Source organism: Inquilinus limosus, from assembly GCF_051487185.1.
GTDB lineage: Bacteria > Pseudomonadota > Alphaproteobacteria > DSM-16000 > Inquilinaceae > Inquilinus > Inquilinus limosus_F.
The window spans coordinates 245570-264649 of record NZ_JAHVDK010000006.1 but is presented as its reverse complement, the minus strand read 5'-3'; the positions used below and the strand labels follow the sequence as shown (position 1 = coordinate 264649).

Sequence of the window (19080 nt, the reverse complement as noted above, 5' to 3'; positions counted from 1 at the left end):
AATGCCGGGGTCAAGGTCAGCCTGTCGACCGGGACCGGCACGGCCGGCGAGGCCGCGGGCGACACCCTGACCGGAATCGAGAACCTGACCGGCTCGGCCTTCGCCGACGTGCTGGAGGGCAGCGCGCTGGCCAACCGCATCCTGGCCGGMGCCGGCGACGACCGGATCATCGGSACCGACGGGCTCGACGTCATCGAYGGCGGCGCCGGCGACGACACSCTCGACTTCTCCGCCAACACCACCGGCGTCACCATCGATTTCGGCACAGGCCGCTATACCAGTATCGAGGGCATCCTCGGCGGCAAGGGCGGCGACACGATCTCGCTCGAACGTCCCGCGGCATCGGCCGCAGCCGCACTACTCGCGAACGAGGCTGTCGACGGCGACAATGAGGAGGAGGAGGAGGACGACGGCGACGTCGACGCGGGCGACGGCGACGATCAAGTTACCGGCGGTTCCGCCTCCGATACGATCAATGGCGGCACCGGCGACGACACCCTCGAGGGCGGCTCCGACCCCGCGCCATCCAATGCGGCTTTCCAGACTATGGGAGATGTCGCCAGCGACACGATCGTGGCCGGCGACGGCAATGATACGGTCTACGGCGGCAAGCACTTCGACAAGGAGGGTGAGTTCGGCCGCAGCGGTCATGACAGCCTCTCCGGCGGGAAGGGTGACGACACGATCTACGGCGGCAACTATTATGGCATGGAATCACAGAATTACGCTAACGGCGGCCACAATACATTGGACGGAGGAGAGGGCAAAGACACTCTTTACGCGGGGTGTTACAGCAAGTCGGACGACAAGAACTATACGGATGTTGGCAACAATCAAGCCCATGGCGGAGATGGCGACGACCACATCTACGGCGCGAGCAGGTTCCAATCATCCGCGGCGGCCCTCGCGGCCGGAGAGGCCGGCGACACGCTGAACGGCGGTGCCGGCGACGATTTCATAGAGGGCGGCAATCGGGATGACCGGCTGGTCGGCGGAGAGGGGGCCGACACCATAGACGGCGGCGACGGCACCGATACTGCCGACTATTCGCAGTCGAGCGCGGGGGTGAGCGTCGACTTGGCGAGCGGTTGGGCGAGTGGCGGCGATGCCGAGGGCGACACCCTGGCCAGCATCGAAGGTGTGACCGGTTCGGCCTATGCCGATACGCTGACCGGAAGCGATCAAGCCGGCACCCTCAGTGGCGGCGCTGAGAATGACCGGCTGACCGGCGGCAGAGGCGCCGATACCCTGATCGGTGGCGCCGGATCCGATTTGCTGGCAGGAGGGTCGGGGGCAGACCGATTCGTCTTTGCGGACGCCGCCGATTCCGGCGCCGGTCCGGCCGCCGATCAAGTGTTCGACTTCTATCACAGCCAAGGCGACAAGATCGACCTGTCTCCGATCGATGCCAACCTCAACGAGCCGGGCGACCAGGCATTCACGTTCGGAAGCGACGGAAATCTCGACTATAGCCCCGCGGCCGCCGGCCAGTTCGGCGTCATCAGGGGTAGCGTGATCGGCGGTGAATACTTCGAGATTTATGTCCGACTGGTGGGGACTGACACCCTGGTTGCCGACGACTTCGTTCTCTGAGCTCTCGGCTGCCATTTGCCCCTGACCACAATGAGGGGGCAAACCATGACCGTCTCAGCGGAACTCCTGGCCCTGCTGGGGATCGATCCCAGGAATGGGCAGGACGAGGTGCTCTACGGTGACGACTTCCTGCTCGGCACCATCAGCGGCGGCGCCGGCAACGACTATGTCGAGGGCAAGGGCGGGGTCGACCTGCTGACCGGCGGCACCGGCTCCGATACCGTCGGCTATTCCGAATCCGATGTCGGCGTGCACATCAACCTCGGCAACCTGCTGCTCGGCCTGCTCGGCGCCTGGGGCGGCGACGCCGACGGCGATGTCGTGGTCAACGGCTTCGAGAACGTGGTCGGCTCTGCCCATGCCAATGTCATCACCGGCGACCATGGCGCCAACATACTGGCCGGCCTCGAGGATGCCGACCGGCTCGACGGCTCGGGCGGAGCGCGCCCGCCAGGCCTATGCCGTGGCGACCGATCCCCGCTACGACTGGAACAACCTGGCCGCCCGCTGGCGGCGGCCTGCTGCACGACATGGCGGGCGCGACGGCGCGCGCGTGAGCTGCGCCCGGCGTGGGGCGCCACTCGACGTCCGTCCCCGAGCCCGGCGCTCTGCCCGATCGAACCGATCACGCCGGCGGCATAGCGCAGCCAGCCCCGAGGTCCCTTACCGCCGCGCCTCGATGGTCAGCGTGCCGAAGCCGCCGCGGGCGCTGTATTGCGGGCGATACATGTCCTCGACATAGGGTGCCGGCAGGGCGAAGCGGCCCGGGGTCACGGCGCGGGCGAGATAGGCGACGGTGAAGTAGCGGGTATCGCTGGTCAGGTCGATCGCCGCGACGTACCGGTCGTCGCGCATCTCGACATGCTGCGTGTCCGACAGCGTGTCGGCGATGTCGCCGAGCTGGGCACCCTTGCCGACCGAGGGGTTCTCGATCTCCAGCCCCGCCGGCAGCAGGTCGACCACCAGCGCCTGGTGCTCCAGGTCGTCGGTGGCGCGGCCGCGCAGCAGCACGGTGACGAGGTCGCCCTGCTTCACCGCCGTCTTCGCCGGGTCGAAGGGCCGGCCGTCGCGGTCGAGATAGGTGCGGGTGATCTCGAAGCCGTCGCCGCCCGCCGGCAGCGGCGCCGCGGGCACGCCGCGCACCGTCAGCACCTGCCGCATCGGCCCGTCGCCGGTATTCTTCACCGGGATGCCGGCGGCCAGGGCCGGGCCCTCCGGGTTGAATCGGTAGATGGTGCCCGGATTAGCCACCGCCTGGCCGGCGACGTCGAGCGACAGCGGCTTGGCGCCCTCGAGCGCGGCGTCGGCCGCGATCAGCATCCAGGTCATGTCCTGGGTGCTCCACCACCGGTCGCGGGCGAACAGGTCGGCGGCGATGTCGACCTGCTGCAGCACCTCCTCCTGCGGCTGCTTGGCCTCGTGCAGCAGCGCCGCGACAGCGGCGTGGTCGCGCAACGGCGAGCCGTAATCGCCGTAGAAATTGGCCGGCCGCACGGTCGAGGTCGCCGCGGCGAAGGCCTTGGCGGTGCGTGCCGTGTCGCCGAACTGGGCGGCGGCCGCGGCGATCTGCGCCTGCGACACCGGGGTCTGGTACTTCGGCAGGCAGTTGTCGACGTAGTAGCGCATCGTGCCGACATCGCCGCCGCCGGCCCGGGACACCACGTACAGCGCATAGGCGCTGGCCGGGGTGCATTCTGAGCGCGCCTCGTACCAGTCGAGGTAGTTCGACAGGAACCTGATGCCGCGCTGATAGGCGCGTTCCGGGATGCGGTAGCCGCCCTCCGCCCGCGCCCGGGTCAGGAAGTCGAGCGCGTAGGCGGAGAGCCAGGGGTTGGCGTTGCCGAAGGGCGACCACATGCCGAAGCCGCCGCCCGGCTGCTGCGCCGTCATGATCCGGTCGATCGCGCCCTGCACCCGGCGATGGACGTCGTCCGGCCGGAAGCCGGTATCGACCTTCTCCGCCACCTTGGAGACGTAGAGCAGCGGCAGCGCCCGGCTGGTGGTCTGCTCGACGCAGCCATAGGGGTATTCGTCCAGCGCCTTCAAGAGGCCCGGGATATCGAAGGTCGGGCGGGTGGAGAAGCTGGCGAAGACCTGCACCGTGTCGGGCAGGAAGCCCTTCACCAGGTCGGCGTTCAACACCACCGACTGGCCCGGCTTTACGATATTGGCAACCCGCTCCGTGGTCAGGGCCTGGGCCGGACGCACCGACAGGTCCCAGTCTCGGTCGCGCCGGAAGCCGTCGGGGCCGGTGACGCTGATCCGGATCTTGCCGACGCCGGTCGCGGTGGCGGTCAGCGGGATCGGCCGCCGGGCCTCGGCGCCGGTCGCCACCGTCTCGGTGAAATCGGCCGGGCCGGCGACCGAGAGCGGGCCTTCGGCCGCGACGCGGACGCCGTATTCCCCGGCCGGGCCGGACAGGTTGCGCAGCGAGAAGGCCAGCTGCGCCTGGTCGCCCGGCGCCAGGAAGCGCGGCACGCCGATCTCGGCGATCACCGGGTCGCGCACCTTCATCGCGGTCGAGGCGGCGCCGAGCGAGGTCGGCGTCCAAGCCACCGCCATCAGCCGCAGCTCGCCGTCGAAATCCGGAAGGTCGAGCGGCACCGAGACTCGCCCGTCGGCCCCGACCGGCAGGATGCCGCTGTAGAGCGCGACGGTGCGGGTGGAGCGCTTCGGCAGCCCGGCCATCTGCTGGGCCGCGGCGTCGCCGCCGCTGCGGACCTGGCCGCGGCGGCCGTCGCTGATGATCAGCCTTCCATAGGCGTCGCGCATCTCGACCCCGAGGGCGCGGCGGCCGAAATAATGGTCGGTCGGGTCCGGCGAGGCGAAGTCGGTCAGCAGCAGGATGCCTTCGTCGACCGCGGCCAGCGTGACCCAGGCGCCCTGCCCCTGCGGCACGCCGGTGACGGTGAGCGGCAGGTCGAGCCGCTGGTTCGGCCGGATCTCGGCCGGCGCGTCGATCGAGACGCCCAGCACCCGCTCGGTGACATCGATGCCGAACCAGGCGACGCCGACGGCGCGGCCGGGGCCGTGGCGGCGCTGGTTCCCGCCCTCGCCCGCCGGGCGGAAGGCGGTGGCCAGCACATAGGCGCCGGAGCCCCAGTCGGAGGAGACCGGGATCTCGACCGTGGCGCCTTCGGCCGGGACGGCGACATCGCGCATCTCCAGCACCCGGTCGTTGGCGACGAACAGCAGCACGTCGCCGGCGAAGGGCGGCTCGATCCGCACCTTCGCGGTGTCGCCGGCGTTGTAGCTGGTGCGGTCGAGGGCGACCGTCAGCTTGTCCGGCGTCGGGTTCGGGTCTTCCGACACCCACCAGCCGGCGGCGAAGCGGACCGAGGTCGCGCCGCCGCCTTGCGGGTCGTAAACGTCGAGCCGGAAATTGCCCCAGCCGACCGGCTGGCGGATCGCCGCCGGCGCGTTGGCCGCCACGTCGACCGTGCCGTCCGCCACCTTGCGGTCGCGGGTGACGACCTTGTAGTCCCAGCGCCCGTCGGTCGAATACCACTGGTAGTCGTGGATCTCCTCGACCAGGTCCCAGCGCAGCCCCTTGAGCGCGGCCGGGCGGCCGGCGGCGTCGAGGCCGACGACCTCGAAGCGCGCCTCGTCGCCCTCCGCCAGCGAGCCCGAAAACAGCGGCTTGACGCCGATCCAGGGATGCTCCTGGCGGACCGGCAGGACCATGGTTTCGTTGGCGGTGCGGCCGCTGGAATCGAACACCGCGGTGCGCAGCTCGGCCTCCAGCGGCACGGTGGTGTCGGGCAGCCCATCGAGCAGGATGTCGACCCGGCTCTGCCCCGTAGCGTCGGTCGCCGGCGTGGTGATCGGCCGGGTGCGCGGCGAATAGGCGTCCTGCACCAGGCCGAAGCGGTAGTCGGCGAAGTCCGGGAAGGGCTGCGCCGCCTGGCGCAGGGTCAGGCTGGCCTCGGTGGCGAGGTCGGCCGCCGGGGCGCCGTACAGGAACTGGGCGTCGATGGCGACCACCGACGGCTTGCCGACGCGGAGGTCCTTGGCCTCGGTCTTCAGGTCGACGCGGATCCGCGCCGGCACGAAGTCCTCGACCTGGAAGCTGGCGCTGCCGATCGCCTGGCCCTTGGGGTCGACATAGGCCTCGGCCGTCCAGGTGCCGGTATAGGCGCTGTCGGCCAGCGGCACGTCGAGGCTGTAGGAGCCGCCGCCCTGGTCCGAGACCTGCTGGACCCGCGCCTCGACCCCGTCCGGCCGGCTGATCCTGATGGTCAGCGGCACGCCGTCGATCGCCGATGCGCGCTCGTTGCGCAGCAGCGTGGTCAGATGCACCGTCTCGCCCGGGCGGTAGACGCCGCGCTCCGGATACAGGAAGGCATCGAGCGGCCCCGGCTCCGGACGGCCGCTGACGCCGCGGTCGGACAGGTCGAAGGCCGGGCCGGTCAGCTCGAGGAAGGTGAAGTCGCCGGAGCCGTAGGCGTAGACCGCGGCCGGGCGGTTGCCGCCCTGCCCGGCCATGATCCCGGCTGGGAAGACGGCGAGGCCGCCGGCGTCGGTCTCGGCCTCGCCCAGAACGGCGTTGTTGCGGGCGATCAGCGCCAGCTTGATGCCGGACTGGGCCTTGGCCGAGGACAGGGAGCGCGCGGCCACGGTCAGGCCCTGCTGGCCGGAGAAGGTGGCGAGGCCGAGATCGGTGACCACGATCCACTGTGTGCCCGGGGTCTGGTAGCTGTCCTCGTCGGCTTTGGCGTCGAGGGCGGAGAGCAGGTAGACGCCCGGCTTCGGCTGCGGCAGCAGCGTGTCCATCGGCACGCCGGTGACCACCGCCTTGTTGGTCTCGTTCTCCACCGGCATGGTGCCGGACCACACCTCCTCGCCCGCATCCTGGGCCAGGCTGTCGACATCGTAGCCTTCCAGCATCTGGCCGACGCGGCCCTGCGACACCTGGTCGATCAGGTTGCGGTCGTTGATGCGCAGGAGGCGCAGCTTGACCTCGGAGATGTTGACCGTGGTCAGCGGCACCGTGCCCTCGCCGCCCTTGGGCAGGACATAGGCGCTGCCGCGGAACACCACGCTGGCCGGCCGATCCTCGACCGTCAGGTCGAAGCTGTCGTCAGCCGCCAGCACGTCGCCGTCGACCGACTTAATCCCGGCCAGCAGCGTGACGGTGTAGGTCTGGCCGAAGGCCACGCCTTCGAGGCAGAGCTGCCGGTCGGAGGGGATCACCTCGACCGGCACCGCCGGCTCGATCCGGACATAGTCGGCATAGTGGACGGTGCGGCCGTCGACGATCGGGTCGGAGAAATCGGCGCAGAGCTGCGGCGCGTCGCGGTCGTTCTGGACATAGGTCGAGGTGACGCGGAAACCGTACTGCTCGCGCAGGTTGTTGGCGTATTCGGTGTTGTCGGCGGTCGGCGCCAGCTGCGCGCCCTCGGCCGCGACCTTGATTGCCTCGCGGCCCTTGTCCTGCTTCTCCAGCGCCTGGGCCAGCAGGATCAGCGCGGCACCGCGCAGCTTGTCGGTGCCGGCGTGGCTGTAGGCGGCATAGGCGGCGCTCAGCGCGTTCTGCGAATAGGGGTCGGTCTGCTGCAGCGCCTGGGCCAGCCCGTACCAGGCGCCGGCATCAGCAGGGCGCTGGCCGAGGATGAGCTGATAGGCGGTGACCGCGTCGGCCCAGCGTTCGCCCTTCACCGCATCGGCAGCACGGGACTGCAGCGTCTTCAGATCCGCCCGCTGGTTCTGCGGGACGGTGCTGGCCTGCTGCTCCAACGTCTTGGTGTAGGCGGCCGCTCCGGCGGCCAGGCCCGGCGCCTGATAGGCCGCGGCGCCCGGGGGCATGGCCAGCGTCGCGGTGAGAAGCGCCGCCGCCGCGGCAACTGTTGCGAGACGCAGCTTGCAGGCCATGGAGTTCTCCCCCTCTCACCCCGGTTCGTTCCCGGAGCCACCTGTCAAACTATACCTAACATCGCGTCGAAACCATGACGCAGCCGGGGCGGAGGAACGGCCTCCCCCCGCCGCGGTGACCTGTCTATGATCGCGCGTCCTTCGCGGAGGCTGCCCATGATTCGCCCGCTGGTGATCACCATCTCGCTGCTGCTGCCGGCCACGGCATTGGCCGCCGAGACGCTGACCGGCGCCGAGATCCAGGCCCGGATCGTCGGCAACACCATCGATGGCACGGCCGGCGACGTCGAATACACCGAGTTCTATGCCGCCGACGGCACCATCCACGGCCTTGGCGACGACGGGCCCTATTCCGGGCAATGGTCGATCGAGGGCGACCGCATGTGCTTCGACCTGGGCGAGACCAAGGAATGCGACCAGGTGCGGCTGGACGGCACCAAGGTGGAGCTGATCGGCGAGGACGGGTCGCTGGTCGCGGTCGGCGAGCTGAAGCCGGGGAATCCGGGGAATTTGTAAGGGATTACTCGCCCTTCAGCTGCCGTTCCCGGTAGTAGATGAACAGGCCAGAGGCGATGATCACCAGGTTGCCGATGACGACCTGCAGCGTCGGCACATCGCCCCACACCGCCCAGCCGAGCGCCGCGGCGATGACGATGGTGGAGTACTGGTAGGGCGCGACCACCGCGGCCGGGGCCAGCGACAGCGCCTTGTTCATGCACAGATGCGCGCCCATCGCCACCACGCCGAGGCCGAGCAGCAGCGCCCAGTCGAAGCCGGTCGGCGGCACCCAGGCGAAGGGCACGGTGGCGGCGCCGGCCAGGCCGGTGCCGACCACCTGGTAGGTGATCAGGCCGAGCCCGCCGGTGTGGCGGACGCGGCGGGTGATGATCAGGACCAGGCTGAACAGGGTGGCGCCGAGCAGCGCCACCAGGGCCGGGGCCGACAGCGCGGCGCCGGTCGGGCGCAGCACGATCAGCACGCCGACGAAGCCGACCAGCACCGCCGCCCAGCGCCGCGGCCCGACCTTCTCGCCCAGGAGCGGCACCGACAACGCGGTCACGATCAGCGGCGAGGCCATGTAGAAGGTCATGACGTCGGCCAGCGGCAGGTCGCGCACGGCGAAGTAGAAGGTCGCGACCTCGGCCACCATCAGGCTGACGCGCAGCAGGTTCATCCAGGGCTGGTCCGGCGTCAGCAGGCCGCGAATGCCGCGGATCACCCAGGGCAGCAGCAGGATGAAAGCGCCGAGGCTGCGGATCAGCAGTACCTGGCCGACCGTGTAGTCGGCGACCAGCCACTTGCCCAGCGCGTCGTTGAAAGTGAACAGCGACATGCCGAGGAAGAACAGCAGGATGCCGGCCCCATGGCCGCCTTCCGTCCGACCGTCCAGCTTCTGGGCGCCGACCGCCGCCATCGCGCGTTTCTCCCCGATCCGTTCCCCCTGTCTGCCCGAGGAAATTGTCCGACAGAAGCGGAAAGGCCACGGGCCGGGCATGCGTCGGCGCGAGGTCGGCCGACTCGAACCGCGCCCGGACTCAGCCGGTCTGGCCCAGCCCCTCGCGGGCTTCGTCGATCCAGACCTTGTTGATCGCCCGATAGCTGCGGCTGGACCTGCCGGCGCGGGTCAGGATCTCGCGCCACAGCGCCTCGGCCGCGGCCCGGTCGCCGCGCTCCGCCTCCGCCCGGGCCAACCAGGCGCGGACCTCCTCGCCGGCGAAGACCGGCAGCAGCTCGCGCAGCAAGGCGATGCCCTCGTCGTAGCGACCCATCATGCACAAGGCGCGCGCATGCACCAGGCGGCGCTTCGAATCCGCGCTTTCGGGATTGGTCTCCGCCACCGCGGTCAGGACGTCGATCGCCTGCTGCGGCCGCCCCAGCATCAGCAGCGCCTCGGCCCGCAGCCGGCCGAAGGTCGGGTCGTCGGCATGCAGGCCGACCATCGAGTCCTCGAGCAGCGGCAGCGCTTCGGCGGGCCGGCCGAGATGCAGCAGCTCCTCCGCCAGCGGCACCTTGTTGGCGGTGGTCGGCAGATCCTCATGCGCCTGGCGCAGGGCGCGCAGCCGGCGTTCCGGATCGACCGAATCGACCAGCTGCTTCCGGGCGTTCCGCACCGGCCGCAGGTTCAGCCATTCCGGCAGCAGCTCGATCAGCAGATAGGCGGCGATCCCCAGCCCGGGAGCGAGCAGCAGGATGTAGAACCAGTAGTTCGCCCGCCCGGTGCGCACCGCGTGGACCAGGCAGCCCAGCTGGCAGGCGTAAATCAGGATCCCGAGAATCGGCATATGGACCCCTCGAGTTTCGGGTGATTAATCCGAAACCCGAGAGATCCGTCAACGCAGCGAAGCGGGACGGCAGTCCTGTACCCGCCTCAGGCCTTGCGTTCGACCACGAAGCGGGCGACGGCGCGCAGCGCGTCGGCGCGGTCGCCGAACACGTCGAGATGGCGGCAGGCCTGGTCGGCCAGCATCCGAGCCTGGGACTCGGCCCGTTCAAGGCCGAGGATCGAGACGAAGGTCGCCTTGCCCGCAGCCTGATCCTTGCCCGGGGTCTTGCCGATCTCCTCGGCCCGGCCGCGGACATCGAGCAGGTCGTCGGCGATCTGGAAGGCCAAGCCCATGTCATGGGCATAGGCCTGCAGCGCACCGCGCCGCGAATCCTCGACCTTGCCGAGGATCGCCCCGGCCTCGCAGGAGAACTCGAACAGCGCGCCGGTCTTCAGCCGCTGCAGCCGGGTGATGGCGCCGATCTCGGCCAGCGGCGTCTGCTCCGCCTGCATGTCCAGCGCCTGGCCGCCGACCATGCCGGCCGCGCCGGCGGCCCGGGCGAGGGCGGAGACGAGGGCGATGCGGACCTTGGGATCGGCATGGGTCTCGGCGTCGGCCAGCACCTCGAAGGCCTGGGTCAGCAGCGCGTCGCCGGCCAGGATCGCGGAGGCCTCGTCGAAGGCCTTGTGCGTCGTCGGCTTGCCGCGGCGCAGGTCGTCATTGTCCATCGCCGGCAGGTCGTCATGCACCAGCGAGTAGCAATGGATCATCTCGACCGCGGCGCCGACCCTGAGGGCGCAGCTCTCGGCGACGCCGAACAGCCGCGACGACGACACCACCAGGAAGGGGCGCAGCCGCTTGCCGCCGCCCAGCGAGGCGTAGCGCATGGCCTCGGCCAAGGGCGGCTCGCCCGGCTGGGGCTTGGGCAGGAGACGGTCCAGGACGCGCTCCACCTGCGCGCCCGTTTCGGCCATGGCTCGGCTCAGATCGATCGACAAGACACGGGCCTCAATCGAAAGTCGCGGGTTTGGCGGTAACGGCGCCGTCGGCGGCGCGCGAGATCATCTCGACCCGCGCCTGCGCCTCGCGCAGCTTCGCCTCGCAATGGGCGCGAAGCAAGGCGCCACGTTCATACGCCGATATGTTGTCGTCGAGCTTGCCCTGCCCCGCCTCGAGCTGGCGCACGATCGTCTCCAGCTCGGCGAGGGCGTCCTCGAAGCTCAGGCTCGCGATGTCGGCGGGGATGGGGCGGTCGGCCATGGGCGATCCGTTCATATTCGGGCGGCGACAATAGGCGCGGCAGAGGAAAGAGGCAATGTCGGTCGGCGGGCGGCCTCAGCCGTTGCGGGCCAGCACCCGGCCGGCGAGGTAGAGCGAGCCGCAGATCAGCACGCGGCCGGGCGGGTCGCCGGGCCGCGCCGCGGCAGCGACCGCGGCTTCGAGATCGTCGGCCGCGGCCACGTCGGCGAGGCCGACGGCGCGAGCGTGGTCGGCCACTGCCTCGGCCGGCAGGCTGGCCTCTTCGCCCGGAATCCGCACGGTGCGGATCGACCGGACGAACGGCGCCAGCGGCCGCAGGAACTCCCGCGGCTGCTTGCTTTCCAGCATGCCGCAGACCAGGTGGAGCGGCCGCGGATCGAGCCCGCCGAGCCACTGGCCCAGCACCTCGCCGGCGCTGTCGTTGTGGCCGCCGTCGAGCCACAGCTCCCATCCCGCCGGCAGCAGGACGGGCAGCGGGCCGCGGGTCAGGCGCTGCAGCCGCGCCGGCCATTCGACCGAGGCCAGGCCGCGGCGCACCGCCTCCTCCGGGATGTCGAAGCCGGCCAGCAGGTCGCGCAGGCGGATCGCGGTGGCGGCGTTCTCGAACTGATGCGCGCCGGGCAGCGCCGGGCGGGAATAGTGCCGCTCGCCCGCTTCGGTGCGCAGGACGAAGCCGTCCCTTGCAGGCGCCACGGACCAGTCGCGGCCGGCGAGGTGCAGCGGCGCCCCGGCCGATTCGACCTCGCGGGTCAGCATGGCCACCGCCGCGGCGCTCTGCTGCGGCGCCACCACCATCGGCACGCCGGGCTTGGCGATCGCCGCCTTCTCCGCCGCGATCGCTTCGATCGTGTCGCCGAGGAACTGCATGTGGTCCATGGAGATGCGGGTGACCGCGGTCGCGGCCGGGCGCGGTACCACATTGGTGCTGTCGTAGCGCCCGCCGAGCCCGACCTCGAGCAGCAGGACGTCGGCCGGCACCTCGGCGAAGGCCAGGAAGGCGGCGGCCGTGGTCGCCTCGAAGAAGGTGACCGGCTGGCCGGCATTGGCGGCCTCGACCCGCTCCAGCAGGTCGACCAGCGCGACGCTCTCGATCAGCGATCCGGCCAGACGGATGCGCTCGTGGAAGCGCACCAGATGCGGCGAGGTGTAGACGTGGACGCGATACCCCGCCTGCTCCAGAAAGGCCCGCAGGAAGGCGGTGGTCGACCCCTTGCCGTTGGTGCCGCCGATATGAACCACCGGCGGCAGGCGGAGCTGCGGATCGCCCAATGCCGCCAAGAGGCGCTCAGTGCGGCCGAGCGACAGGTCGATCCGCTTCGGGTGCAGATGGGTCAGCCGGTCGAGCGCGGCCTCGACCGCAGCCGCGCGGTCAACCGGCACGATAGGCGGGCTCGCCCTCGATCGCGGCCGCGGCGGCGATGTCGGCCGGATCCACCACGATATCGGCCGTGGCCGGCCGCAGCCCGCCGGTCAGATGGCCGAGGGTGCGAATCAGCGTCTCGCGCAGCTCCTTGCGCGTCACCACCACGTCGACCATGCCGTGGTCGAGCAGGTATTCGGCGCGCTGGAAGCCCTCCGGCAGGGTCTCGCGGATCGTCTCCTCGATCACCCGGGCCCCGGCGAAGCCGATCTGCGAGCCGCGCTCGGCGATGTGAATGTCGCCGACCATGGCGAAGGAGGCGGTGACGCCGCCCGTGGTCGGGTCGGTCAGCACCACGATATAGGGCAGGCCGGCCTCCTTGACCTGCTCGACCGCGATGATCGAGCGCGGCATCTGCATCAGCGACAGGATGCCTTCCTGCATCCGGGCGCCGCCCGAGGCCGGCACCACGACGAGCGGCGCGTGCTGCATCACCGCCAGCTTGGCGGCGGCGACCAGCCCTTCGCCCACTGCCATGCCCATGGAGCCGCCCATGAAGCTGAAGTCGAAGGCGGCGATCACGGTGTCGCGGCCGCCCATCTTGCCGTGGGCGACGACGATGGCGTCGCTGCCACCGGTCTTGGCCTGCGCCTTCTTCAGCCGGTCGGTGTAGCGCTCGGTGTCGCGGAACTTGAGCGGGTCGACCGCCGGCTTCGGCAGCTCGATCGTCTCGTACTTGCCGTCGTCGAACAGCATGGCCAGGCGCTTGGCCGGGGCCAGGCGCATGTGGTGGCCGCAATGCTGGCAGACATGGAGGTTGGCCTCCAGGTCGCGATGGAACAGCATCGCCTCGCAGTTCGGGCACTTCGTCCACAGATTGTCCGGCGTCTCCGGCCGGGACGAGGAGACGAGGGCCCGGATCTTCGGGCGGATGTAGTTGGTCAGCCAGTTCATGGCGTGGTTCTCCGCCTTTCGGCGAGGCGCGTCAAGATGAGGGGCGTGCCTTGAGCGTAAGGATGCATCGCCTTATATGTAAGGCTGAAAAGCCTTACAGAGCCTCTACCAATGATGACACTCCTCACCGTCACAGCGAAGGGCCAGGTGACCTTGCGCAAAGAGCTGCTCCAGCATCTCGGCGTCGCGCCCGGGGACAAGATCGCCGTCGACCTGTTGCCGGACGGCCGAGCCGAGGTCCGGTCGGCGAAGGCATCGGGCACCATCGAGGATTTCTTCGGCTGCCTCGCCGAGCCTGGAACCCCCAAGCTGTCGATCGAGGAAATCGGTGAAATCGCCGCTGCAGGATGGGCCGGCGAAAAGTGAAGATCATCGCCGACACAAATCTGCTGGTCCGGGCAGCCGTCCGCGATGATCCGGAGCAGACATCGACGGCGGAGGAGGCGCTGCGGGAAGCCGATACTGTCGCGATCACCCTACCGGCACTCTGCGAGTTCGTCTGGGTGCTGATACGCGGCTACAAGAGGACGCCGAGCCAAGTCGCCACAGCGATGCGCCGGCTGCTGAACAGCGCGACCGTGGCGGTCGACAGGCCGGCCGCCGATGCGGGTCTCGCCATCCTCGAGGCCGGCGGCGATTTCGCCGACGGCGTCATCGCCTTCGAGGGCCGCCGCCTGGGCGGCGAGGTGTTCGTCACCTTCGACCGCAAGGCGGCATCGCTGATCGACGCGGCCGGCACGAAGACCCAGCTCCTGTCCAAAACCTGACTTGATGCCACTGACGGCGAGCGGCACTCACCGCGCCCCGCGGACTCCCTCGGCCAGGCGTTGGACCAGGGCCAGCGGCGATTCGACCGTGGCCTCGGTCGGCCGGCCGTCGGCGTGCAGGGAATGCCGGATCTCCTCGACAATGGCGGAGCCGACCACGGCGGCATCGGCGATCCGGGCGATCGCGGCCGCGGCCTCCGGCGTGCGGATGCCGAAGCCGACCGCGACCGGCAGATCGGTGTGCCGCCGCAGCCGGTCGATCGCCGGCCGGACCGCCGCCGCGTCGGCCGCGGCCGCGCCGGTGATGCCGGTGACCGAGACGTAGTAGATGAAGCCCGAAGTGTTCGCCAGCACGGCCGGCAGCCGGGCGTCGTCGGTGGTCGGCGTCGCCAGGCGGATGAAGTCGATCCCCGCCGCGAGCGCGGGCAGGCACAGCTCACCATCCTCCTCCGGCGGCAGGTCGACCACGATCAGCCCGTCCACCCCGGCTTCCTTGGCATCGGCCAGGAAGCGCTCGACGCCGTAGGAATAGATCGGGTTGTAGTAGCCCATCAGCACCACCGGCGTCGTCTGGTCGCCGGCGCGGAAGCGGCGGACCAGGTCGAGCGTCTTGGCCAGCGTCATGCCGGCGGCCAGCGCCCGCAGGCCGGCCGCCTGGATCGCAGGGCCGTCCGCCATCGGGTCGGTGAAGGGCATGCCGATCTCGATCAGGTCGGCGCCGGCCTTCGGCAGGCCTTCGAGGATCCGGAAGCTGGTCTCCGGATCCGGGTCGCCGGCGGTGACGAAGGTGACCAGGGCGGCCCGGTTCTGCGCCTTGAGATCGGCGAAGCGCGCGGCGATGCGGGTCATCAGATCTGCACTCCGAGCGCGTTGGCGACGGTGAAGATGTCCTTGTCGCCGCGGCCGCTGAGGCACATGACGAGCAGGTTGTCCTTCGGCAGGTCGGGCGCGATCTTCATCACATGCGCCAGGGCATGCGCCGATTCGAGCGCCGGGATGATGCCTTCGAGCTTGGCGCAGAGCTGGAACGCCTCCAGCGCCTCCCGGTCGGTCACCGCAGAGTACTGTACCCGGCCGACATCGTGCAGCCAGGCGTGCTCCGGCCCGATGCCGGGATAGTCGAGGCCGGCGGAGATCGAATGCGCCTCCTCGATCTGGCCGTCCTCGGTCTGCAGCAGATAGGTGCGGTTGCCGTGCAGCACGCCGGGCCGGCCGCCGGTCAGCGACGCCGCGTGCCGGCCGGATTCGACGCCGTGGCCGGCTGCCTCGACGCCGTGGATCGCCACTTCGGGCATGTCGAGGAAGGGGTGGAACAGGCCGATGGCGTTGGACCCGCCGCCGACCGCCGCCACCAGCGTGTCCGGCATGCGGCCCTCGGCCTGCATGATCTGCTCGCGCACCTCGTTGCCGATCACCGACTGGAAGTCGCGGACCAGCAGTGGGTACGGGTGAGGGCCGGCGACGGTGCCGATGATGTAGAAGGTGTCGTCGACATTGGTGACCCAGTCGCGCAGCGCCTCGTTCATCGCGTCCTTGAGCGTGCGGCTGCCGGAGGTGACGGGCTTCACCTCGGCGCCCAGCAGCTTCATCCGGAACACGTTCGGCTTCTGCCGTTCGATGTCGACCTCGCCCATGTAGATGGTGCAGGGCAGGCCGAACAGGGCGCAGACCGTGGCGGTGGCGACGCCGTGCTGGCCGGCGCCGGTCTCGGCGATGATCCGGGTCTTGCCCATGCGCCGGGCCAGCAGCACCTGGCCCATGCAGTTGTTGATCTTGTGCGCGCCGGTGTGGTTCAGCTCCTCGCGCTTGAAGTAGACGCGGGCGCCGCCGAGATGCTCGGTGATCCGCTCGGCGAGGTAGAGCGGGCTGGGCCGGCCGACGTAATGCGTCAGGTAGTAACGCAGCTCGCTGTTGAACTGAGTGTCCTTGCGGGCGGAGGCATAGGCCTTCTCGACCTCGAGGATCAGCGGCATCAGCGTCTCAGCGACGAACCGGCCGCCGTAAAGGCCGAAGCGGCCGTTCTCGTCCGGGCCCGTGCGATAGCTGTTCGGGCGGGGCTGGAAGGGTGCGGTCTCGGTCACGCGGCGTGGGCTCCCAGGCGCGGATCATGGCGGAAATGGGGCGAGGAGCCGTGACCTTACCGGCGACCGTGTCCTGCGCCAAACATTTGTCGCGAATGCCCGGCGCGCACGCATTCCAGACCCGCGGTGGGCGCAGGGCGGACGGCTGCGTCCGGGTCCGTCGGCATCAGGCCGTCATTGCGAGGAGCAAGCGACGAAGCAATCCAGGGGCCAGTGCAAACGGCCCTGGATTGCTTCGCTGCGCCCGCAATGACGATGTTGGGATTGCCTGAGGGCAGTGAAGCCACCAGCCCGACGTCGACGGCTATTCTCCTAAGGCTCGCACGGCGGCGAGGAAGTGTTCCACCCGCTCCGGGGTCTTGTGGCCCGGCCGGTCCTCGATGCTGGAGGAGACGTCGACCGCGGTGGCGCCGGTGCGGGCGACCGCCTCGGCGACGTTGTCTTCGGTCAGGCCGCCGGCCAGCATCCAGGGCTTGGACCAGGTCCGGCCCGACAGGATCGACCAGTCGAAGGCCAGGCCGTTGCCGCCCGGCAGCATCGACACGCCCGGCGGCGGCTTGGCGTCGAACAGCAGCCGGTCGGCAACCGCCACATAGTCCGGCACCACGGCGAGATCCTCGGCGGTCGCGATCTTCACCGCCTTCATCACCGGCATGGCCCAGCGGGCGCGGATCTCCGCCACCCGCTCCGGCGTTTCGGCCCCGTGCAGCTGGATCATGTCGAGCGGCACCCGGCCGAGCACGGAACCGAGCTCATCCTCAGTCGGGTCGACGAACAGGCCGACGCTGCGGAGCCCGGTCGGCACCTGGCGCGCCAGCTCCGCCCCCAGATCCGGCGCCACGGAGCGCGGGCTGGGCGGGTAGAAGACGAAGCCGACCCAGCGGGCCCCGTGCTTCGCCGCCGCCTCCAGCACCTCGGGCGTGCGGATGCCGCAGATTTTCGCTTCGACGGTCATGATACGGGAGATTTGGGGGCCGCGGCCTCGGCATCAAGCGCCAGGCCGAGATCCGCGGCAATGGCGCGCGCCGCCGCGGCCGGGTCGGCGGCGGCGGTGATCGGCCGGCCGATGACGAGATGGGTGGCCCCCGCCTCCATCGCTTCCTTCGGTGTCATCACCCGCTTCTGGTCGCCGGCCGCCGACCCGGCCGGCCTGATGCCGGGCACCATCAGCACCGAGCTCGATTTCAGGAAGCGGCGCAGCCGGGCGATCTCGGTCGGGGCGCAGATCATGCCGTCGAGGCCGCTCGCTTCGGCCAGTCGGGCCAGGCGCTCCACCTGGGCCGCGACCTCCATCCCCTGCCCCACCGCCTCGAGATCGGCGACGTCGAGGCTGGTCAGCACGGTGACGCCGAGCAGCTTCGGCCGCGGCACGCCGCGCTTCTCCGCCTCGTCCTGCGCGGCCTCAGCCGCCGCCTGCATCATCGCCCGGCCGCCGGAGGCGTGGACGGTGACGTAGGTCGGGGACAGCGGCACCACTGAGCGGACGGCGCCGGCCACGGTGTTCGGGATATCGTGCAGCTTGAGGTCGAGGAACAGCGGTACGCCGGTGGGCCGCACCTCGCGCACCCCTTCCGGCCCCGCCGCCATGAAGAATTCGAGGCCGAGCTTGATGCCGCCGACCGCGCCCGAGACCAGGCCGATCAGCCGCTTCGCCTCATCCAGAGTGGGCGCGTCGATGGCGCAGAAAACCGGGTTCGTGGTCATGCTCGATCTCCCTCCGCCGGCAAGTGGCCGGCCGCCCAGGACGTCAGCTCCTCGGCCATGCGCCGGCCGAGCACGCCGTCGGCCACCGCCCGGCCGATCAGCGCCCCGAACTTGAAGCCGTGGCCGGAGCAAGGACTGACCAGCCAGGCCCGGCCGCGCCGCTCCAGCACGAAGCGGCTGTCCGCGGTGAAGATATAGCGGCAGGTGCGGGCTTCGAGAATGCGGTAATGGTCGAGGTCGCGCAGCACCGGCCGGTAGCGCGCGCGGAACGCCTCCGCCTCCCCCGCCGCGGCGGCGTGGTCGGAGTCCGGATCGGCCCGCCGCTTCCAGGCGCCGACGCCGATCTTCAGCCGGGTGCCGCCGACCGGTGGGATCGCCCAATGATCGTCCGGAAAGCCGCAATCGATGATGCCCGGCGCCGCGGCCCAGGCGGCGGCGTGCTCCGCCGGCGGGTCGAGATAGACCACCAGCTGGCGGTAGGGGGTGAGACGCCCGGCCAGGTCCGGGAACAACCCGCCGACCCAGGCGCCGGCCGTCACCACCACCGAATCGGCCCGCAGTACCTCGCCCGAGACCAGGGTGACGGTGCCGGCCTCCGCATCGACCAAGCGGACCGCCGCCTCGGGTCGCAGCGCCACCCCGGCGGCACGGCAGAGCTCGGCCAGGGTCGAGACGATCCGGTCGGCGAACAGCACCCCGCCCTCGGGCATGAACAGACCCCAGCGGATGCCGTCCGGGATCAGGAAGGGGAAGCGGCGCGCCAGCTCCTGCGGCGGCAGCAGCTCGTAGGCGGCGCCGAGCGCGTCGAGCGGCGCGCGGCAGCCATCGGCCCAGTCGCCCTCGGCCCGGCTGAAGGCGATCGAGCCGCAATTCGCGTAGTGGCGGACGCCAGCCGCAGCCCACACCTCCTCCCAGGCTTCGAAGGCGTCGATGGCCATCCGCGTGTAGCCGGGCGAGCCGGGATAGAGGGCGCGGATCAGCCGGTGGCTGTCCCAGGAGGCGGCGAGCGGGTTCGGGACCGGCCCCTGCTCCAGCACCGTCACGGCCTCTCCGGCCCGAGCCAGATGCCAAGCGGCGGCGAGCCCCATCACCCCGGCGCCGACGACGATGCTGGTCATGTACGAAGCCCTTACGCTTAAACAAATTGTCATGCCCGGGCTCGACCCGGACATCCAGAGACTGTCGACACCCTCTGGATTGCCGGGTCAAGCCCGGCAATGACAGAA

The 19080-nt window shown here is 70.3% G+C and carries 17 protein-coding genes; 5 read left to right on the top strand and 12 right to left on the bottom strand.

Going from position 1 to position 19080, the window contains the following annotated elements; translation table 11 throughout:
- Nucleotides 1-1593: calcium-binding protein (locus KXR53_RS09445; protein ID WP_437374867.1), on the top strand; the 1593-nt coding region annotated here is incomplete at its 5' end.
- 45 nt (nucleotides 1594-1638) lie between these two features.
- Complete coding sequence (locus KXR53_RS09440; RefSeq protein ID WP_437374866.1) at nucleotides 1639-2235, top strand: hypothetical protein; 597 nt, start codon at nucleotides 1639-1641, stop codon at nucleotides 2233-2235.
- Nucleotides 2236-2256: 21 nt separating this feature from the next.
- Here KXR53_RS09440 and KXR53_RS09435 read toward each other — a convergent pair whose 3' ends face one another.
- Entirely contained in the window at nucleotides 2257-7464 is a 5208-nt protein-coding gene (locus KXR53_RS09435) for an alpha-2-macroglobulin family protein (protein ID WP_437374865.1), read from the bottom strand.
- 156 nt (nucleotides 7465-7620) lie between these two features.
- On the opposite strand from KXR53_RS09435, the gene KXR53_RS09430 reads away from it, so the two are divergent.
- Nucleotides 7621-7980, top strand: a complete 360-nt coding sequence (locus KXR53_RS09430; RefSeq protein ID WP_437374864.1) for a hypothetical protein — start codon at nucleotides 7621-7623, stop codon at nucleotides 7978-7980.
- Nucleotides 7981-7984: 4 nt separating this feature from the next.
- Here the strand turns inward: KXR53_RS09430 and KXR53_RS09425 are convergent, their stop codons facing one another.
- The 6 genes from KXR53_RS09425 to accD all read right to left on the bottom strand — a co-directional run bounded on the left by KXR53_RS09425 (nucleotide 7985) and on the right by accD (nucleotide 13302).
- Nucleotides 7985-8878, bottom strand: a complete 894-nt coding sequence (locus tag KXR53_RS09425; RefSeq protein WP_437374863.1) for a DMT family transporter — start codon at nucleotides 8876-8878, stop codon at nucleotides 7985-7987.
- Between the two features lie 121 nt (nucleotides 8879-8999).
- The gene (locus KXR53_RS09420) at nucleotides 9000-9746 is read right to left on the bottom strand and encodes a tetratricopeptide repeat protein (protein ID WP_437374862.1); all 747 of its coding nucleotides are present in this window, start codon (nucleotides 9744-9746) and stop codon (nucleotides 9000-9002) included.
- 86 nt (nucleotides 9747-9832) lie between these two features.
- Nucleotides 9833-10702, bottom strand: coding sequence for a polyprenyl synthetase family protein (locus KXR53_RS09415; RefSeq protein WP_437374861.1), 870 nt, complete (start codon nucleotides 10700-10702; stop codon nucleotides 9833-9835).
- A 34-nt stretch (nucleotides 10703-10736) separates the two neighbouring features.
- The gene (locus tag KXR53_RS09410) at nucleotides 10737-10988 is read right to left on the bottom strand and encodes an exodeoxyribonuclease VII small subunit (protein WP_437374860.1); all 252 of its coding nucleotides are present in this window, start codon (nucleotides 10986-10988) and stop codon (nucleotides 10737-10739) included.
- A gap of 75 nt (nucleotides 10989-11063) precedes the next feature.
- Nucleotides 11064-12368 (bottom strand): bifunctional folylpolyglutamate synthase/dihydrofolate synthase, encoded by a 1305-nt coding sequence (locus KXR53_RS09405; protein ID WP_437374859.1) that lies wholly within the window; start codon nucleotides 12366-12368, stop codon nucleotides 11064-11066.
- Nucleotides 12358-13302, bottom strand: a complete 945-nt coding sequence (accD, locus tag KXR53_RS09400; RefSeq protein ID WP_437374858.1) for an acetyl-CoA carboxylase, carboxyltransferase subunit beta — start codon at nucleotides 13300-13302, stop codon at nucleotides 12358-12360. The genes KXR53_RS09405 and accD overlap by 11 nt, the downstream gene beginning before the upstream one ends.
- Before the next feature lie 111 nt (nucleotides 13303-13413).
- Between accD and KXR53_RS09395 the strand changes: the two genes are divergently transcribed.
- On the top strand, nucleotides 13414-13668 hold the full coding sequence (locus tag KXR53_RS09395) for an AbrB/MazE/SpoVT family DNA-binding domain-containing protein (protein ID WP_437374857.1): 255 nt from the start codon (nucleotides 13414-13416) through the stop codon (nucleotides 13666-13668).
- Complete coding sequence (locus KXR53_RS09390; protein ID WP_437374856.1) at nucleotides 13665-14069, top strand: type II toxin-antitoxin system VapC family toxin; 405 nt, start codon at nucleotides 13665-13667, stop codon at nucleotides 14067-14069. Before KXR53_RS09395 ends, KXR53_RS09390 begins: the two co-directional genes overlap by 4 nt.
- A 27-nt stretch (nucleotides 14070-14096) precedes the next feature.
- Here the strand turns inward: KXR53_RS09390 and trpA are convergent, their stop codons facing one another.
- The 5 genes from trpA to KXR53_RS09365 form a co-directional block, all read right to left on the bottom strand.
- The gene (gene trpA, locus KXR53_RS09385) at nucleotides 14097-14918 is read right to left on the bottom strand and encodes a tryptophan synthase subunit alpha (RefSeq protein WP_437374855.1); all 822 of its coding nucleotides are present in this window, start codon (nucleotides 14916-14918) and stop codon (nucleotides 14097-14099) included.
- Entirely contained in the window at nucleotides 14918-16150 is a 1233-nt protein-coding gene (gene trpB, locus KXR53_RS09380; RefSeq protein ID WP_437374854.1) for a tryptophan synthase subunit beta, read from the bottom strand. Before trpB ends, trpA begins: the two co-directional genes overlap by 1 nt.
- A gap of 304 nt (nucleotides 16151-16454) precedes the next feature.
- Entirely contained in the window at nucleotides 16455-17105 is a 651-nt protein-coding gene (locus KXR53_RS09375) for a phosphoribosylanthranilate isomerase (RefSeq protein ID WP_437374853.1), read from the bottom strand.
- Nucleotides 17102-17854, bottom strand: a complete 753-nt coding sequence (pyrF, locus tag KXR53_RS09370; RefSeq protein WP_437374852.1) for an orotidine-5'-phosphate decarboxylase — start codon at nucleotides 17852-17854, stop codon at nucleotides 17102-17104. Before pyrF ends, KXR53_RS09375 begins: the two co-directional genes overlap by 4 nt.
- Complete coding sequence (locus KXR53_RS09365; RefSeq protein ID WP_437374851.1) at nucleotides 17851-18972, bottom strand: NAD(P)/FAD-dependent oxidoreductase; 1122 nt, start codon at nucleotides 18970-18972, stop codon at nucleotides 17851-17853. Before KXR53_RS09365 ends, pyrF begins: the two co-directional genes overlap by 4 nt.
- Nucleotides 18973-19080: the final 108 nt, after the last annotated feature.

Coding starts and splice junctions, on each gene's coding strand:
- KXR53_RS09435 (WP_437374865.1), bottom strand. CDS start 7,464: ATGGCCTGCAAGCTGCGTCTCGCAACAGTTGCCGCGGCGGCGGCGCTT.
- accD (WP_437374858.1), bottom strand. CDS start 13,302: ATGAACTGGCTGACCAACTACATCCGCCCGAAGATCCGGGCCCTCGTC.
- trpA (WP_437374855.1), bottom strand. CDS start 14,918: ATGACCCGCATCGCCGCGCGCTTCGCCGATCTCAAGGCGCAGAACCGG.
- KXR53_RS09375 (WP_437374853.1), bottom strand. CDS start 17,105: ATGACCGTCGAAGCGAAAATCTGCGGCATCCGCACGCCCGAGGTGCTG.
- KXR53_RS09440 (WP_437374866.1), top strand. CDS start 1,639: ATGACCGTCTCAGCGGAACTCCTGGCCCTGCTGGGGATCGATCCCAGG.
- pyrF (WP_437374852.1), bottom strand. CDS start 17,854: ATGACCACGAACCCGGTTTTCTGCGCCATCGACGCGCCCACTCTGGAT.
- KXR53_RS09415 (WP_437374861.1), bottom strand. CDS start 10,702: ATGGCCGAAACGGGCGCGCAGGTGGAGCGCGTCCTGGACCGTCTCCTG.
- KXR53_RS09395 (WP_437374857.1), top strand. CDS start 13,414: ATGATGACACTCCTCACCGTCACAGCGAAGGGCCAGGTGACCTTGCGC.
- KXR53_RS09410 (WP_437374860.1), bottom strand. CDS start 10,988: ATGGCCGACCGCCCCATCCCCGCCGACATCGCGAGCCTGAGCTTCGAG.
- KXR53_RS09365 (WP_437374851.1), bottom strand. CDS start 18,972: ATGACCAGCATCGTCGTCGGCGCCGGGGTGATGGGGCTCGCCGCCGCT.
- KXR53_RS09425 (WP_437374863.1), bottom strand. CDS start 8,878: ATGGCGGCGGTCGGCGCCCAGAAGCTGGACGGTCGGACGGAAGGCGGC.
- KXR53_RS09420 (WP_437374862.1), bottom strand. CDS start 9,746: ATGCCGATTCTCGGGATCCTGATTTACGCCTGCCAGCTGGGCTGCCTG.
- KXR53_RS09430 (WP_437374864.1), top strand. CDS start 7,621: ATGATTCGCCCGCTGGTGATCACCATCTCGCTGCTGCTGCCGGCCACG.